The following is a 16,884-nucleotide window of genomic DNA, read 5'->3' as shown; positions in this document are numbered from 1 at the left end:
CCATTATTATTGTTAGGTCGTTCAACCTTTCTGGGCGCCATAAGGGTGCTCTTTGCGATTGCCTTTTCTGAAGCATAGTCCTGAAATACGCAATCTAGAGCCCCTTCGGAAGCTGGCTTATCCTATCGGGGTTTGGAAAGGTCTGACAATCGACGCCACGTTATGTTTTGTTAACCTGGGGGGTATGGGAGGTCGCTGAATGGCAGGACATTCGGATGCTTGATTTCGATGGGGTACATATCCGTTGCTGCGGTAATGGCTACTTACGGTTTCGCTCCTACAGCGACTCACTTTTCCAAACGCCGAAAAGTAAGCAAAAGGCTTCGCCCCGGCGTACGGCGCCTCGCTAAAGCTCCGCGTTCCCTCGCTCCGGTATCCATCAGGGGGCATCGCCTACGGTCTGCTTCGCGACGACCTCCTCTCGATGTGTGCGGCTTCGCCGCACGGCGCTACGCGCCTACCCCCTGATGAACACCTCCACTCGGCCTGCCGAAGGGGCGAAAGATCAAGATCAACGTCAAAAGCCAAAGCCAAAGCCAAAGCCAAAGCCAAAGCCAAAGCCAAAGCCAAAGCCAAAGCCAACGGCAACGACAACGACAACGACAACGACAAGATCAACAGCTTCGCGAGCAAGCTCGCCCCCACAGGAGATTGGTGTTCGCTTTTCGCTTCTCACCACTCAACAGGCCGAGCGTTAGCTCGCCTGCAGCTCTTGATCTTGATTCACCCGCCCCTTCGGGAGGCTGAGTGGAGGTGTTCATCTGGGGGGTAGGCGCGCAGCGCCGTTCGACGAAGTCGAACACATCGAGAGGAGGTTGAAGCGAAGCCAACCGGAGGCGATGCCCCCAGATGAATGCCGGAACGAAGGAACGCCGAGCCTAAGCGAGGGGCCGGACGCTCGGGGCGAGCGTTTTTTTGCTTACTTTTTTTAGGCGTTTCGGTACGTGTCAAGGTACCTGTCACCTTGTTCCAACTGTTGTTAGCCAGCTGCACCCTTAACCTCAGGGCGCTCTGGGTTTAAATACACCGCATCTGCCAGCTTCCAGTTGCGTGTCCGAGTACTCCAGCGGCTCGGATTAGCGTCCCTGGCGTCTTCATAAAGCACTGCTCTAGCTTGTAATAGAACCGTCGCCTTGCCCTCGTGGCGTTCGTTCGGCGTGACGTATTTCAAGGCGCTGTGGCGGTGATCTTCGTTGTACCACTCGATAAATTTCTGCACCCAAAGCCTTGCTTCAGTGACCGTATCAAATGGTTGATCCGGCCAGAGTGGGCAGTACTTGGCGGTACGGAAAAGCGCCTCGGCATAAGCGTTGTCATTGCTCACCCTCGGCCGGCTGAAGGACGGCTCGACGCCCAGGGCGATCATGCTTTCACGTAATAAAGAGCCTCTCATAACGTGGCCGTTATCCGAGTGCAACACCAACGGACGACCCGCTGTGTGCTCCCGCAAGCATCCCTTTCTGAGCAACTCACACGCGTGTTCGGCACATTCCACCTCATGCACTTCATTAGCGACCAGCTTGCGGCTGTAGACATCCTTGACCATGTACCAGTAGAAAAAACGGCCTTTGACGGTGCTGGGCAGCCAGGTGATATCCCAGCACCACACCTGATTGGGTGCGTCAGCACGGTGCGTCGTCAGTACTCTGCGTTTCGGGGTCTTGGTACGACCACGGCGCACGTTTTGATTGGCGGCTTTTAACACACGGTAAAACGTCGACTCCGAAGCCAGATAAATGCCTTCATCCGCTAGTTTTGGAACGATTTGGTGCGGGGTGAGGCTGGCGTAGCCAGCCTGATTGGCAGCATCAAGCACCGCTTGGCGTTCTGTCTCACTGAGCTTATTAGCCGGAGCTGCCCGTTGAGCCAGCCGTCGTCCGTCACAGTCAGCGTGTCGCCAGCGTTGGACTGTGCGCAGGCTCAGCCCCAACTCATTGCAGGCTCGATATCGACGAGCGCCATTGAGTACCGCGTCTGCAATCAACTTCATGGCTTGCGTACGATCAGAGGCGTCGATCAGTCTTCCTTGTCCTTGCCCCAGATCGCATTGGCTTTTTTTCTGAGATCCAGCAAGGCCACCGCCTCCGCACGTCCGGCATCAGACTGAATCAATTGACGCTCAAGTATTTTGATACGCCGTTGCTCGGCCGTCTTAGAGGTTCGAGAGTTGAGATCAACGACCGGATTGGCGTTTTGGCATGCCATTCGCCACTGTTGGATTTGCTCAGGGTAAATGCCTTTGATTCGGCAATACTGAGAGATCTCCACCTCGCTCAACGGCGCGGTTTCCATGACAGCATTGAATTTATCGGCGCTAGACCATTGGTCACTGGTCTTGCCGTTTCCCGGAACGATCAAGCCTTTATCTCTAGCCATTTGTCTCCAATTTCGCAGCGACTGTGGCGTGAGATTGAGCGCAACGGCAAGTTCTGCCACTGATCGATTGAGGGGCGGCATCATTTGCAAAACGACCCAGTCTTTGAAGTCGTTGTCGTAGCGTTTGCCTAGCTTGGACATCGATATGTACCTTCGCCCTCTTGAATGAACGAGTCAATCAACAAGGGCGACAGGTAGCCTGACACGGAGGGGTTTGTAAAAAAAGTGAGTCGCCGTAAGGGCGAAACCCTAAGCGGCCGTTACCGCAGGAATGGATATGTACACCATCAGAAATCCCGGTCGGCTCTAAGGCCGCCATCGCGAGCAAGCTCAGCTCCTACAGGGTTCAGGTGAACCGCTGTAGGAGCGAACCCAGAGTCAGGCCAGGCTTTTGCTGACCACCTCAAACACATCGCTAGACAGTTGACCCGAAGCGCGAATCCGCTCCAGCTCACCTTTCATCAATGCCTGACGCGCGTCGTCATACTTGCGCCAGCGAGTCAGCGGCGCCAACTGCCGAGAAGCGATCTGCGGGTTAAACCCGTTCAACTCAATCACCAGATCCGCCAGGAACCGATAACCCGAACCATCGGCCGCATGGAAGTTGATCAGGTTCTGCCCGGCAAACGCGCCGACCAGTGCCCGCACCTTGTTCGGGTTCTTGATGTTGAATGCCGGATGCTGCATCAACGCCTTGACCCGCTCCAGACCACCGGGCAACACGCTGCCCGCCTGGACGCTGAACCACTGATCCATGACCAGCGGATTATCCTTGAAGTGCTCGGCAAAACTCGCCAGTGCCGTGGCCTTGTCTTCTTCGAACGACGAATTTACCAACACCGCCAACGCCGTCAGGCGCTCGGTCATGTTGTCGCTCGTCTCGAACTGCTCCAGCGTCGCCGCCAACACTTCCGGTTTGCCGCTGAGCATCAGGTATGACAGCGCGATGTTCTGCAATGCGCGACGAGCGAAATGCTCGGCCTCGGCTACATACGGGGTTTGCTTCGACAGATCGCGATTGGCCTGATAACGCAGCCACAACGCTTCGAAGAGATTGTCCGCCAATTGCTTGCGAGCAAACTCGCGAGCGATGTGAATGGCGTCAACGTCAGCCACTTCGCTGATCTCGGTCAGATACGCCTCACCCGGCAGCGAGAGCATTTCCGCGACCATCGCCTGATCCAGCGTCTCGTCAGACAAGACGGTGCGCAAGGCAGAAATCAGACGCTGATCCAGCACCAGTTTCTCGCCCTTTTGCTGCTGAGCAATCAGCTCTTGCAGCACCTGAACCGACAATTGCTGACCCGCATCCCAACGGTTGAAGCCATCGCTGTCGTGCTGCATCAGGAACATCAGTTGGTCGCGGTTGTACGGGAAGCTCAGTTTCACCGGCGCCGAGAAGCCACGCAGCAACGAAGGCAATGGCTGTTCCGCGATGTCGATGAAGGTGAATGTCTGCTCGGCTTCGGTCACCGAAATGACCCGTGAGGTGCCCTGAGCGCTGGCTTCACCGGAAAGACGCAACGCAATGGCCGCGCCTTTGGAGTCCAGCAGGCCCAATTCGACCGGGATCACGAACGGCAACTTCTCAACCTTGTCCGGGGTTGCCGGGCAGCTTTGACGGAACGTCAGGCTGTAGGTTTTCGCCGCCGCGTCGTAGGACTCGCTGACCGCCAAACGCGGTGTGCCGGCCTGGCTGTACCAGCGCTTGAACTGGGTCAGGTCGACACCGTTGGCGTCTTCCATGGCCTTGATGAAGTCGTCGCAAGTCACGGCCTGGCCGTCATGGCGTTCGAAGTACAGGTCGCTGCCTTTGCGGAAGCCTTCGGCACCGAGCAAGGTATGGATCATGCCGACCACTTCCGAACCCTTTTCGTACACGGTCAGGGTGTAGAAGTTGGAAATCTCGATAAAGCTATCTGGCCGCACGGCGTGAGCCATGGGACCGGCGTCTTCGGCGAACTGGTGGGTGCGCAGGTACGCCACGTCCTGGATGCGCTTCACGGTCGCCGAGTTCATGTCGGCGGAGAAGCCCGAATCGCGGAACACGGTGAAGCCTTCCTTGAGCGACAACTGGAACCAGTCGCGGCAGGTCACGCGGTTGCCCGACCAGTTGTGGAAGTATTCGTGAGCAACGATCGCCTCGACCCGCTGGTGCGCTGCGTCGGTGGCGGTTTCGGCGCGGGCCAGCACGGCGCTGGAGTTGAAGATGTTGAGGCCCTTGTTCTCCATGGCGCCCATGTTGAAGTCGTTGACCGCGACGATCATGAAGATGTCCAGGTCGTACTCGCGACCGTAGACCTCTTCGTCCCAGCGCATCGACTTCTTCAGGCTGTTCATGGCGTGCTGGCACTTGTCGATGTTTTCCGGCTCGACATAAATGCGCAGCGCCACAGCGCGATCGGTCATGGTGGTGAAGGTGTCTTCGACGCACCACAAATCACCGGCCACCAGCGCGAACAGGTAGGCAGGTTTCTTGAACGGATCTTCCCAGGTCGCCCAGTGCCGGCCGTCTTCGCCGGGACCTGAGGCAATCGGGTTGCCGTTGGACAGCAGCACCGGATAGCTGTGCTGCTCGGCAACCACCGTGGTGGTGAACGTGCTCATCACGTCCGGACGGTCGAGGTAATAGGTGATCTTGCGAAAGCCTTCGGCCTCGCACTGGGTGCAGAACATCGTGCCGGATTTGTACAGGCCTTCCAGCGCGGTGTTGGTTTCCGGGTGGATCTTGACGCTGGTGTCGACCGTGAAGGTGGTGCTGGTCGGGTGCAGGGTCAGGTGATTCTCGGTCAGTTGGTAGTCCGCGTCGCTCAGCTCGCGATCAGCCAGGGTCACCGACAGCAATTCCAGCTGCTGGCCATCCAGTACCAGCGGCGGCAAGCCCGGGCCACGTTCAGGATTGCGGCGCATCACCAGTTGCGCATGGACCAGGCTGTGGTCCTCGAACAACTCGAAGGTCAGGTGAGTCTCGTCGATCAGGTACTCGGGCGCCTGATAGTCCTTCAGGTAGATCATCTTCGGTTGTTCGGTGCGCATGCTGGAGTCCTTACTGATGCACGGCGAGCTGGTAGGCCGTGTATTTACGAATATTGATCACGCCAGTGTCGAAGATCAGGTATTGGCCTTTGATCCCTAGCAGCGTGCCTTCGGCAATCGGATTCTTGTCCAGGTTGAAACTGACGATTTTGGCCGGGTATTGCTCGACCGGATAGCGGATTTCTAGCGTTTCTACATCGGCAATGGTCTGGATCGCCTGTAGGCCGAATCGTTCCTGCAAACTTTGCAATCCTTCTGCGCAGCTGTCGAACAGCTGGTCACGAACCTGCGCCAGGTCGACCGACACCGCATCGCCCTTGAGTAAAGCACGCCAGTTGGTCTTGTCCGCCACCTGACTGCGGAACAGGTCTTCGACGAAGCCCGACTGCTGACGGGTCGAGACGCGCATGATTGGCAAGGCCTGACGAGCGCCCTGATCGATCCAACGGGTCGGCAGCTGGGTGGCGCGGGTAATCCCGACCTTCACCCCCGAGGAGTTGGACAGATACACAATGTGATCTGTCATGCAGAACTTCTCGCCCCACTCCGGCTCACGGCAGGTGCCAGCGTCGTAGTGGCAACGCTCCGGGCTCATGATGCAGATGTCGCACTGGGCCAGTTTGGTCATGCACGGGTAGCAGTAACCCTGACTGAAACTGGTTTTGGTCTTGCGTCCGCAATGGGTGCAGTGAATCGCCCCCAGGTATTCCAGGCGCACCGTGGTCCCGATCAAAGGATTGACCGGCACCTCGACGTCGTCCAGACGAAACGCGTACTGCACGTTCGGCCCGTCAAGGCGCGCCGACATTTTGCTGATTGCACCGCGGCCAATCTCGATCAATGGACGGCATCCGATTTGAACAGGATATTCGGCACTTCGATTGACTTGGAGCCGCACTCCTGCACGCCCATGTAACCGGTGCGCTGGTCTTCGGGCAGGTTCTGGATTTCCCAGGCGATCATCGCTTGCAGCGACAGTTCGCGTTGTTCGGCGGTGAGTTTGCCACCGTCGGACCATTTACCGATTTCCACCGCCAGTTTCAGGCTCTGGTAGATATCAGGGGTGATGTTGTTGATCATTTCGTTAAAAGAGGACATCAAGGGCTCCGCGCTCTTTATTCACATAACTAATTTATGGCGGCCAGTTTACGGCGGTTGTACAAACCACCCAACAAACCGGTCAAGCATCCGACGAGCAACCCGCCGACGTGGGCCGCATTGGCAATTTCACCGAAGCCGATCATCGAGACCAGCCCGGACAGGCACAGCAATAGCCACACCAGCATCATCACCAGCACACCGCGAGGCAGGCGATAAGCACGGTTCGGCGACAATATCTGGAAAATCCAGCAATGCCCGAGCAGGCCATAGAGCACGCCAGACAACCCGCCAAACAGGGTCGGGCCACTGAAATAATACTGGGCGTAGTTGGACACCAAGCTGAAGAGCAAGGTCAGGCCAATCAGGTTGATGCTGCCCTGGCGCGACTCGATTCGTCGTCCCAGTTCCCAATACCACATGCCGTTCATGGCCAGGTGCAGGATGCCGAAGTGGATCAGCATCGGTGTCACCAGACGCCACCATTGCCCCGCCGCCAGGCTGTCGGCCAAGGGCACGAAGTGGATGTACTCGCCAACAATGCGGAAATCGAGGAAGGTCAGCCAGCGCATCGTGTCGAGGTTTTCGCCCAGCAGCGTCACCGCGCCGACAAGCAGGCTCAGCAGCAACACGAACGCTGTCGCCTTGGCGTGGCGCAGTTGCTCGACGAAACTGGGCCGCTTTGTGGTTTGCGCCACCGGAATGTCCAGCTGTTGATCGGGATCACCGGCCGGGAAGCGTTCGTACAACGAGCGCACGTCTTCGCTGATGTTGGCCGGCACCCACAGCACCTGCTCACCCGCCTCTTCGCTGACCCGATGCGGCACCTGCATGCGCTGCAACAGTTTGACGAACCCGCTCAAGTCCACCGCCAGCGGCAGCCGTAAAACAGCAACGGCGCTCATCGCAGCACCTCCGGCCGCTCGACATCGACCCAAACAAATTTATGCGGGTCGAGGCGGGTTTCCTGGTCCAGACGGTAGGCGACCAGTTTGCCGTAAAGCACTGCACTGTAATCCAGGCAGGCCAGATTCGGCCGGATCGGCGCCGGTTTGCCGCTGCGCCAGTAGTGGCCGACGAACAACAAAGGCTCATCGACGCCATAGCGCAGCAAGGTGTTTTTTTCGGTAGACGACAGCGGCGTCTGGGCCACGGGTTCGGGCAAGGCGTCGGGCTGGAACACAATGTCTCCGTAGGTTTGTGGGTCGTCTTCCCAGAACTTGGTGCGGAAGAACGAACGCGTCAGGCCATCGCCGCTGGTCATGGTCAACCCGTGCGGCAAGCGCATGTCGGTGCCGCGCAACAGGCGGTCGAACACGGTGCAGGCAAAACTGCCCGGCACCGCGGAGGCCTGGAGGAAGTGCTCGTCGACGCAACCGTTGGGGAACAGGGCTCGCAGCGGTTCGATCAACCCCGAGTCCCAGCAGGCATGCACCACGCGGAAACGCCCGGCATCGACGAACAATGGCATCTCATAGAACCATTGCAGGAAATCATGCCAGTCAACCGGATGGTCTTCGAATTGGGTCAGGGTTTCGTTCAGCAAACGGGCATGGCGCGGGGTGTGTTCACGCACGAACTGCTTGCCGCTGCCCGGAGGCGCCGGCGTGCTCCAGCCGAGGGCGTTGAATTCATGGTTGCCCATGATGCACAGCGCCTGACCCGCTTCGACCATGTCGTGAACGATGTGCAGCGCTTCGCGAATCCGCGGACCGCGGTCGATGATGTCGCCGACGAACACCGCCATACGCGACGGATGCCGCCAGACGCCAGCGTGTTTTTGGTAACCGAGCCGGTCGAGCAAGTGCTCAAGGGTCAGAGCGCAACCGTGCACGTCACCGATCAGGTCGTAGCTTCGCGCGGGATCGAGCATCAGTCGCCTCCACCACCCAACTTGCTGCCCCAGCCGAGTTTGGTCCGGCAGACTTCATAGTAGTTGTGGTCGAGCGGGTGAATCAGCCGCAGCTTCTGGGCCTTTTTGCTGATGGTGATGGTGTCACCCGGCGCGCAGGTGAAGTGGTTCTGCCCGTCACAGGAGACTTGCGGGTAAATCTGCATATCTTTGGACACGACGATTTTCAGCTCACTGTTGCCATCGACCACAATCGGCCTGCCCGACAAGGTATGGGGGTACATCGGCACAATCACAATAGCGTCGAGCTTGGGATGCATGATCGGCCCGCCCGCCGACAACGCGTAGGCAGTCGAACCGGTCGGCGTAGCGACGATCAGGCCGTCGGCCTTCTGGCTGCAGACGAACTGGCCGTCGATGTACAACTCGAACTCGATCATCCGCGTCGATTTGCCGGGGTGCAGCACCACGTCATTCAGCGCGTCGCCCTGACCAATGGCCTCGGCGTGACGGCGGACTTCGGCCTGCAGCAGGAAGCGGTTTTCCACCAGATAGTGGCCGTCGAGCACTTCGGCGACTTTGACTTCCAGCTCATCGGGGCGAATATCGGTCAGGAAGCCCAGGCTGCCACGGTTGATGCCGAGCACCGGAATATTGTGTCGGGCCAGCGCGCGAGCGGCGCCCAACAGGCTGCCGTCACCACCGACCACAATCACCATGTCACATACTTCGCCGAGCATCTTGCGCGACGAGGTTTGCAAGCCGTGACCCGGCAGCACTTCGGCAATGGTGTCTTCGAGGATCACATGCAGGTGACGATCGAGCAGAAACCGTTTCAGTCGGCGAACGGTATCCAGCACCTGAGAACTGCCCAGGCGACCGATGATGCCGATATTACGAAATTGCTCCATGGGGCCCCTAAGGTCTACGGCGGCGAAAAACACGATTATGGGCGAAAGCGCGGGATAGACAAAATCCTTTCAGCCACAACGGTGTACTCACGATTGAGGCTATGCTCGCAAGATGATCCTATTTCCCGATTTGCTGCAGTTACCCCACCAGTTGCGCCATCCCGAAGTGCGCGACCTGGCCTGGGTCATCCTCGCGCCGCCGATGCTTGGCGTCACGACGTGGCCGCAGCGTCATCCGCTGACCGGCAGTGACTGGGTACAAGCACCGGAGCGGCTGGAACGGTGGCTGCGGCAACTCGATCACGACAGTTATGACTTGCTGCACTGGCTGGCGCAGGCCCGAACCCGGCGATTGGGCTTGTACTACGAACGCCTCTGGCAATACGCCGTGCGGCACGCGCCGGGTATCGACCTGATTGCCGCCAACATGCCGATCCGCCGCGAAGGCCACACGCTGGGCGAGTTGGACATGCTGCTGCGCGATCGCGACGGCGTGCATCATCTGGAACTGGCGATCAAACTTTACCTTGGCCCGCAAAATGGCGACGGACACGACACGGCGCAGTGGCTCGGCCCCGGTTGCCACGATCGGCTGGACCGCAAACTGGCCCATCTGACGCAGCATCAATTGCCGATTTCAGCGCGCCCGGAGAGCCGCGAAGTATTGGCGGCGCTGGATATCCAGCAGTTCAGCGCGCATTTGTGGCTGGGCGGTTATTTGCTGTATCCGTGGCCGGGACCGGCCGAGCCACCGAATGGCGCACATCCCCTGCATTTACGCGGTAGCTGGCTGCACCAGAAGGACTGGGCAGACTTTGTCGTGCAACGCCCGTTCGGTCGCTGGCAACCCCTGCCCCGCCATGCCTGGCTGGCACCGGCGCACTATCCGGTGGAGCAGACCTGGAGCACGGAACAGCTGAATGTTTGGCTCCGCGATCTGGAGCCACTGGCCCCGGCGCAGTTGCTGGTGCGACTCACAGAAAACACCCAAGGCGATTGGGAAGAAGCCGAGCGGCTGTTTCTGGTGGCGGATCTTTGGCCTAACGTTCCTGGCAGTGGCTGAGATTTATGGTGACTGCAATGGCCTCTTCGCGAGCAGGATCGCTCCCACATTTGATCTCCTTATGCCGAAGATCCCTGTGGGAGCGAGCCTGCTCGCGAAGGGGCCGCCGCGGTCTATACCGATAACCGCAAAGCCAGCGCCGCCAACGTCACCAACAAAACAGGCACCGTCAGCACAATCCCGACCTTGAAGTAATATCCCCAGCCGATCCGAATGCTCTTGCGCTCCAGCACATGCAACCACAGCAGCGTCGCCAGGCTACCGATCGGGGTAATCTTCGGCCCCAGGTCGCTGCCGATGACGTTGGCGTAGATCATCGCCTCCTTCACCACCCCGGTCGCCTGGCTGGCATCGATCGACAGCAAACCGATCAGCACCGTCGGCAGGTTGTTCATCATCGATGACAGCAGCGCCGTCAGCACGCCCGTACCCATGGCCGCGCCCCACACGCCGTAACCGGCAAAACCATCCAGCCATCCGGCCAGATACCCCGTGAGCCCGGCGTTGCGCAGGCCATACACCACCAGGTACATGCCCAGCGAGAAAATCACGATATGCCACGGCGCTTCTTTGATGACTTTGCGGGTGGAAATCTTGTGACCACGGGCGGCAATGGCCAGCAGCAACGCCGCGCACACTGCAGAAATGGCACTGATCGGAATCCCCAGCGGTTCCAGCGCGAAGCAGCCGAGCAGCAGAATCACCAACACGGCCCAACCGGCATAAAACGTGGCGTTGTCGTGGATCGCAGAAGCCGGATGCGCCAGTTGCTCGGGGTCGTAATCCTTGGGAATGTCACGACGGAAAAACCACATCAGCATCGCCAGGGTCGCTGCGACACTTACCAGGTTGACCGGGATCATCACCGCTGCGTAACGGTTGAAACTGATGTGGAAGAAGTCCGCGGATACGATGTTCACCAGGTTCGACACTACCAACGGAAGACTCGCCGTATCAGCGATGAAACCGGCGCCCATGACGAACGCCAGGGTCGCCGCCGGGGAAAAGCGCAACGCCAACAGCATGGAAATCACGATAGGTGTGAGAATCAGCGCTGCCCCGTCGTTGGCGAATAACGCCGACACCAACGCACCGAGCAGCACCATGTAAGCAAACAGCTTACGTCCGCTGCCCCGCCCCCAACGGGCCACATGCAACGCCGCCCAGGCGAAGAACCCCGCCTCGTCCAGCAGCAGACTGATGACAATCAGCGCGACAAAAGTCCCGGTGGCGTTCCAGATAATCTGCCACACCAGCGGGATGTCGCTCAGGTGAACGACCCCGAAAATCAGCGCAAGCACCGCGCCGAATACCGCACTCCAGCCGACGCCAAGGCCTTTTGGCTGCCAGATCACCAAGGTGATGGTCAGCAGGAAAATCAACGATGCGATCAGCATGCAGCGCAGCCCTGTCGGAAAAACAAACCGCGATTCAGCCGCAAGACACAAACGGAGTAAAGCCCAAACTTGCTCCCCTGCTCCTAAACGCACCGGGGTCGATGTAGCTGCCTCGCGGGCTCGGCAGCTGATACGACAGATCGGTGGGCTATAGCCTAATCACATGCAATGATTTGTAGCCGAACCCTGTAGGTGCAATGCTTTCTCCTACACCAGATTTGTCACACCTTCTTGTGTTGTTCGACCCAAAGACCATAAGCATTGATGAATTTCTGCAAAAACGGCTTTAGCGACTCAGACAGTTTACCCGCCTCGTCGAACGCTGAACCGGCGCCGCTCAAGTAGGCTTCCGGTTGCTGCATGCACGCCACATCCAGAAACACCATGGACTGGCGCAGGTGATGGTTGGCGCCAAAACCACCGATAGCGCCCGGCGAAGCACTGATCACCGCTCCAGGTTTTCCGCTCCAGGCACTCTTGCCATAGGGACGCGAACCCACATCGATCGCGTTCTTCATCGGCGCAGGCACCGAACGGTTGTATTCGGGGGTGACGAACAGCACCGCGTCGGATGAGCTCACTTGTTGCCGGAAAGTGCTGTAGGCTGCCGGCGGTGAAGCACCATCGATGTCCTCGTTGTAGAGCGGCAGATCGCCGATTTCGACGATAACCAGTTTGAGATTGGCAGGCGCCAGGTCGGCCAGGGCCAGCGCCACCTTGCGATTGATCGATTCCTTTCTCAAGCTGCCGACCAGTACAGCGATCGTATAGACGTTGCTCATGGAGGATTCTCGACTGTCCGATGGAAAGAGCTAGTAGTTATAGATGACGATTCAACCAGTGGGCGACTGAAAACGCCGCCCCTGACTATTTTTTTCCTGTAGGAAAACTTACCTCGCCCAACCACGGTCTACAGAGCCGCAAATTGAGTGATTTATCCCCAGAGGTTCTAAGCAGATGGCAGCAGTACTCGTCGGTCAGTTCCATGCAAGAGACGCGGAAGGCCGCGTTTATTCCGTGCATGAGTTCCAGGAATCCACCCCGTCGGCAGACGGTCTCACTGGCTCGGTGCCTGTCACCACTTATAAGCTGGCCATTGGCGACCGCGTGCGGAAACTCGATGAGAACCAGTTTTTGCTGGTGCAGTCGGACGTGACCATCGTGCGCGAACCCGACACCTATGTCGGCAAGCTGCCGGAAACCAACGTCGCTTCATAACCCCGTGTTATGAGCAGAAGTCATATGCGCGCACTTGAGTTAGGATTCAGCCACTGACTCCCTCACCTGCTGAACATGGACTTCACGCATGCGTTTACGTCATATCGAAGTGATCCAGGCGCTCTTGCAGACCGGTCACCTGGGCACCGCCGCCGAATGGCTGCAGTTGCCTGTGGCTGAAGTCGAAGGAATTCTGCGCGACGCCGAGGATCAGTTGGGTTTCATGCTGTTTTCCAGCGTGCGTGGACGCTTGCAGGCCACGCGCGAGGCGCGGGAGTTGCAGGTCCAGATCGCCCACGTCTATGAAGCACTCGAACCGGTTCAGCGGCTGGCCAACAGCCTCAAGCAATATCAGGCTCCGCCCTTGCGGATCGTCTGCACGCCGCCCCTGGCACAGCAGCTATTGCCACAGAGCATTGCCGCCCTGCGCCGACGCCTTCCTGACGCGCCTTGCACCCTTCTGAGTCAACCTACCTGCGAGATCGTCAGAAATCTGCTGCTGCGCGAAAGCGATCTGGGCCTGAGCCTGCATGACCCCGATCACACCGACATTCATTGCCAAATGATCGCCCAGGGGAAACTTCAGTTGCTCGCGCCCCACGGCTGGTTGCAACCCAAACAAAAGTACATCTCACTGCAGGACCTGGCCGGCCAATCGATGGTGGGCCTGGAAGGTCATGATCCGCTGAGCCCGGCGCTGGAAAACAAGCTGCATGCCCTGCGCCCTGCCCCGGTCATTCAGACCCGGGTACAGACTCATCAGATGATGCGCAGCATGGTCGAGGCCGGTGAAGGCCTGGCCATCGTCGACCCTTTCACCGCCCTCGGGGCTAAATCGGCCGGGCTGGATGCCTGCCCGCTAGCGCCGGCCGTGCCGATCAGCCTTTATGCCTTGACCCTCAAGAACGGCGAGCCATCGTCAGCGGTTCAGGCATTGCTGGGCATCATCACGGAACAAGCCGTGGCGATGTTGGCGAACTAAGCGAGGTTTCCAGCGGGTTATCGAACAATCGATACCAGAACAGCGCCACTTCGGCGGTGTTCGGATCGATCCCGCGGTAGCGTAGGTGATCGATTCCGCCCATGACGTAACCACTGCGCTCATAGAGCCGGCAGGCCCCCAGGTTGTTGTTCTGAGTTTCGAGCATGATGCCCGGCAGTTTCTTTTTGCGACTCCAGAACTGCGCCACATCCAGCAACGCCTTGGCCACACCATGACGGCGCGCTGGCGCATGCACCGCCAACTCGTCGATATGGGCAAAGCCGTTCCAGTTGGTGCTGACCACCAAGTGACCCACAGGCTCATCATCGAGATAAGCCATGAAAATCGCGCTGTCAGCGGCATCGCGGAAACTGCTGAACTCTTCGGGATCAATGCCGTAGCACTTGCGATAGGGCGTGATCGGCGTCACCGGCCACTGCTCCACTGGTTTGCCGATTTCGGCTGCGCCGTAGGCCGCGACTTCAAAACTGAAATCACTGCCCCAGATGTAGGCTGCAAAACCATCGTCGGCAACGCGCACCGACAGCCCTGGGTATTTCGGATTCATGATCGGTTGCATACTGGGAAAGGTCCTCATTCCTTGATGCAATCAACGGTGTAATGCCGTCCATTGCCCTCGTCTTCGTGTTGCAATCCGTGCACATCAGCGACAAACCCCGGGAAGCTGCTATCGAACGTGCGCGCAAATGCCAGGTAGTCGATGATCGAGCGCGTCGACTCGGTAAAGCGCTCGCCAGGCATGATCAACGGAATCCCAGGCGGGTACGGCACCAGCATGACGGCGGCGATCCGCCCATCCAGAGCATCGATCGACACCGCTTCAACTTCGCCACGCACTAATTGATCATAGGCGTCAGAGGGCTTCATGGCGATTTCCGGCAGCACTGTGTACATGCGCTTGAGGTGTTTGGCCGTGGCATTGCTGCGATAGCAGGCGTGCAATTGATCGCACAGATCGCGCAAACCCATGCCCTGATAGCGCGCGACATTCTCTTGCGCCACGCACGGCAGGCACGTCGCGAGGCTGACATTGGCATCGTAGCTGCGCTTGAACTCCAGCAACTCGGTCAGCAGCGTGCTCCATTTACCCTTGGTGATGCCCATGGAGAACAACACCAGGAACGAATACAGCCCGGTCTTTTCAACGACCAGCCCACGTTCCCAAAGGAATTTGCTGACCACCGCCGCCGGAATCCCACGCTCGCTGAGGGCGCCGCCTGCCGTCAGGCCCGGCATCACCAACGTGACCTTGATCGGGTCGAGCAGCACGTAATCGTCGGTCACGCCGCCAAAGCCGTGCCAGTCGGCGTCGGGTTGCAGCAGCCAGTCATCGGTGACCACACGGTTGATGCCCTCCACCGACGGCGGCTGCCAGATGGAAAACCACCAATCGTCAGCGGCGATGTGCTGGCGCAAATTGGCCAGCGCCCGGCGAAAACTCAGCGCTTCGTCAAACATTTCCTGCAACAGCGAACGCCCGGCCGGGCCTTCCATCATGGCCGAAGCCACATCCAGCGAAGCGATGATGCTGTACTGCGGCGAGGTAGAGATGTGCATCATGAACGCTTCATTGAAGCGATCCCGATCCAGCTGCCGCGCGCCGCCGTCCTGGACGTGAATCATCGACGCCTGGCTGAACGCCGCTAGCAGTTTGTGGGTGGAATGGGTGGTGAACACCAGGGGGCCGTTTTCACTGCGGGAAGTGCCCATGCCGTAACGCCCGGCGAAGAACTCGTGAAACGCCGCGTAGGCGTACCAGGCTTCATCGAAGTGCAAGACCTCGACACTGTTGCCCAGTTGCTGCTTGATCAGCTCAGCGTTGTAGCAGAGGCCGTCGTACGTCGAATTGGTCACCACCGCCAACTTGACCTTGGGCGCCCGGCCCTTGGTCAGTGGGCTGGCGTCGATCTTGGCCTGAATAGATTCGCTACTGAATTCGCTCAATGGAATCGGGCCGATGATCCCCAGCTCATTGCGCTCCGGGCACAGGTACAGCGGGATGGCGCCGGTCATGATGATCGAGTGCAATATCGACTTGTGGCAGTTGCGATCCACCAACACCAAGTCATCGCGAGCGACCATCGAATGCCAGACGATTTTGTTGGCGGTCGAGGTGCCATTGATCACAAAGAAAGTGTGATCGGCGCCGAAATTGCGGGCAGCACGGGCCTCGGCTTCTGCCAGCGGACCAGTGTGATCGAGCAAAGAACCGAGTTCCGGCACCGACACCGACAAATCGGAACGCAGGGTATTTTCCCCGAAGAACTGGTGAAACGCCTGACCCACCGGGCTCTTGTGGTACGCCACTCCGCCGCCATGGCCGGGCGTGTGCCAGGAATAATTCGAGTCAGCCGTGTGCTGCACCAGCGCTTTGAAAAACGGCGGCAGTAGACCATCCAGATATTTGCGTGCCGCTCGAGCGACCTGTCTGGCCAGAAAAGGCACGGTGTCTTCGAACAGATAAAGAATCCCGCGCAGCTGATTGAGTTCGGCCATGGCGTCGGCCGGAGCATTCTCCAGGGTCACCTGCTCACCCAGCGCGAAGATCGGCAAGTCGGGCGCACGAACCCGCGCCAGGCCGATCAGCTCGGCCATGTTGTGCAATAGATGAGAGTGAGTGCTGGCATCTTCGGCCGCAATCAACATGCAGGAAAGACCGTGATGGGTCGAAGCGACCAGACGCCCTTCGGTGTAATCCACCGCCGAGACAATGCTGAAGCCTTCCTGCTCCAGCTCCCGGGCGATGCCACGCACGCGATCACCGGCGACGGTGTCGGCCTTGATGTCGCGATGGACGATCAGGACCGGGAATTTCAAATCTTTATACATGAGGCTCAGTGTCCTGAGGCGGCAGACCGTGGTCCGCCAATCACCTCAGGGTAGAGGGTTCGAGCGCATGTGGCGAGCGCGATGCCCCGAAGGAGGTCGTC

The 16,884-nt window shown here is 58.9% G+C and carries 14 protein-coding genes; 3 read left to right on the top strand and 11 right to left on the bottom strand.

Annotated elements, in window-relative coordinates; translation table 11 throughout:
* Positions 1-979: 979 nt before the first annotated feature.
* The 7 genes from ACA056_RS13415 to ACA056_RS13385 all read right to left on the bottom strand — a co-directional run bounded on the left by ACA056_RS13415 (position 980) and on the right by ACA056_RS13385 (position 9,273).
* Positions 980-2,517 (bottom strand): IS3 family transposase gene (locus tag ACA056_RS13415; protein WP_497266439.1). Its coding sequence is split into 2 segments (ribosomal slippage): positions 980-2,049 and positions 2,049-2,517, totalling 1,539 coding nucleotides; the frame shifts between segments, so codons are not numbered across the junction.
* A gap of 237 nt (positions 2,518-2,754) precedes the next feature.
* Positions 2,755-5,412, bottom strand: coding sequence for an aminopeptidase N (gene pepN / locus ACA056_RS13410; protein ID WP_497273331.1), 2,658 nt, complete (start codon positions 5,410-5,412; stop codon positions 2,755-2,757).
* Between the two features lie 10 nt (positions 5,413-5,422).
* Positions 5,423-6,253 carry a DUF2797 domain-containing protein gene (locus ACA056_RS13405; RefSeq protein ID WP_102614773.1) on the bottom strand — a complete coding sequence of 277 codons (831 nt, stop codon included), beginning with the start codon at positions 6,251-6,253 and terminating at the stop codon, positions 5,423-5,425.
* Positions 6,250-6,510: a YeaC family protein gene (locus ACA056_RS13400; protein ID WP_008152127.1), complete on the bottom strand. Its 261-nt coding sequence runs from the start codon at positions 6,508-6,510 to the stop codon at positions 6,250-6,252. Before ACA056_RS13400 ends, ACA056_RS13405 begins: the two co-directional genes overlap by 4 nt.
* A 29-nt stretch (positions 6,511-6,539) precedes the next feature.
* Positions 6,540-7,415, bottom strand: coding sequence for a rhomboid family intramembrane serine protease (locus ACA056_RS13395; RefSeq protein WP_497273330.1), 876 nt, complete (start codon positions 7,413-7,415; stop codon positions 6,540-6,542).
* Positions 7,412-8,383 (bottom strand): metallophosphoesterase, encoded by a 972-nt coding sequence (locus ACA056_RS13390; protein WP_497273329.1) that lies wholly within the window; start codon positions 8,381-8,383, stop codon positions 7,412-7,414. Before ACA056_RS13390 ends, ACA056_RS13395 begins: the two co-directional genes overlap by 4 nt.
* Entirely contained in the window at positions 8,383-9,273 is an 891-nt protein-coding gene (locus ACA056_RS13385; protein ID WP_007906781.1) for an NAD(+) kinase, read from the bottom strand. The genes ACA056_RS13390 and ACA056_RS13385 overlap by 1 nt, the downstream gene beginning before the upstream one ends.
* A gap of 112 nt (positions 9,274-9,385) precedes the next feature.
* On the opposite strand from ACA056_RS13385, the gene ACA056_RS13380 reads away from it, so the two are divergent.
* Entirely contained in the window at positions 9,386-10,336 is a 951-nt protein-coding gene (locus tag ACA056_RS13380) for a DUF1853 family protein (protein WP_497273328.1), read from the top strand.
* A gap of 113 nt (positions 10,337-10,449) precedes the next feature.
* Here ACA056_RS13380 and ACA056_RS13375 read toward each other — a convergent pair whose 3' ends face one another.
* Together ACA056_RS13375 and ACA056_RS13370 are read right to left on the bottom strand one after the other, a co-directional pair.
* Positions 10,450-11,733, bottom strand: coding sequence for an arsenic transporter (locus tag ACA056_RS13375; protein WP_497273327.1), 1,284 nt, complete (start codon positions 11,731-11,733; stop codon positions 10,450-10,452).
* Positions 11,734-11,954: 221 nt separating this feature from the next.
* Positions 11,955-12,515 (bottom strand): NADPH-dependent FMN reductase, encoded by a 561-nt coding sequence (locus ACA056_RS13370; RefSeq protein ID WP_497273326.1) that lies wholly within the window; start codon positions 12,513-12,515, stop codon positions 11,955-11,957.
* Between the two features lie 175 nt (positions 12,516-12,690).
* Between ACA056_RS13370 and ACA056_RS13365 the strand changes: the two genes are divergently transcribed.
* A complete protein-coding gene (locus ACA056_RS13365; RefSeq protein ID WP_497273325.1) occupies positions 12,691-12,951 on the top strand; it encodes a hypothetical protein in 261 nt (86 codons plus the stop codon).
* An 88-nt stretch (positions 12,952-13,039) separates the two neighbouring features.
* Positions 13,040-13,933, top strand: coding sequence for a LysR family transcriptional regulator (locus ACA056_RS13360; protein WP_497273324.1), 894 nt, complete (start codon positions 13,040-13,042; stop codon positions 13,931-13,933).
* Here ACA056_RS13360 and ACA056_RS13355 read toward each other — a convergent pair.
* Positions 13,899-14,513, bottom strand: a complete 615-nt coding sequence (locus tag ACA056_RS13355; RefSeq protein ID WP_497273323.1) for a GNAT family N-acetyltransferase — start codon at positions 14,511-14,513, stop codon at positions 13,899-13,901. The genes ACA056_RS13360 and ACA056_RS13355 overlap by 35 nt on opposite strands.
* Positions 14,514-14,527: 14 nt before the next feature.
* A complete protein-coding gene (locus tag ACA056_RS13350; protein WP_497273322.1) occupies positions 14,528-16,783 on the bottom strand; it encodes an Orn/Lys/Arg family decarboxylase in 2,256 nt (751 codons plus the stop codon).
* Positions 16,784-16,884: the final 101 nt, after the last annotated feature.

The sequence above is a fragment of the Pseudomonas sp. LBUM1666 genome (genome assembly GCF_059695775.1).
The sequence above is the reverse complement of the archived record's forward strand: the minus strand, read 5'-3'. Positions and strand labels throughout refer to the sequence as shown.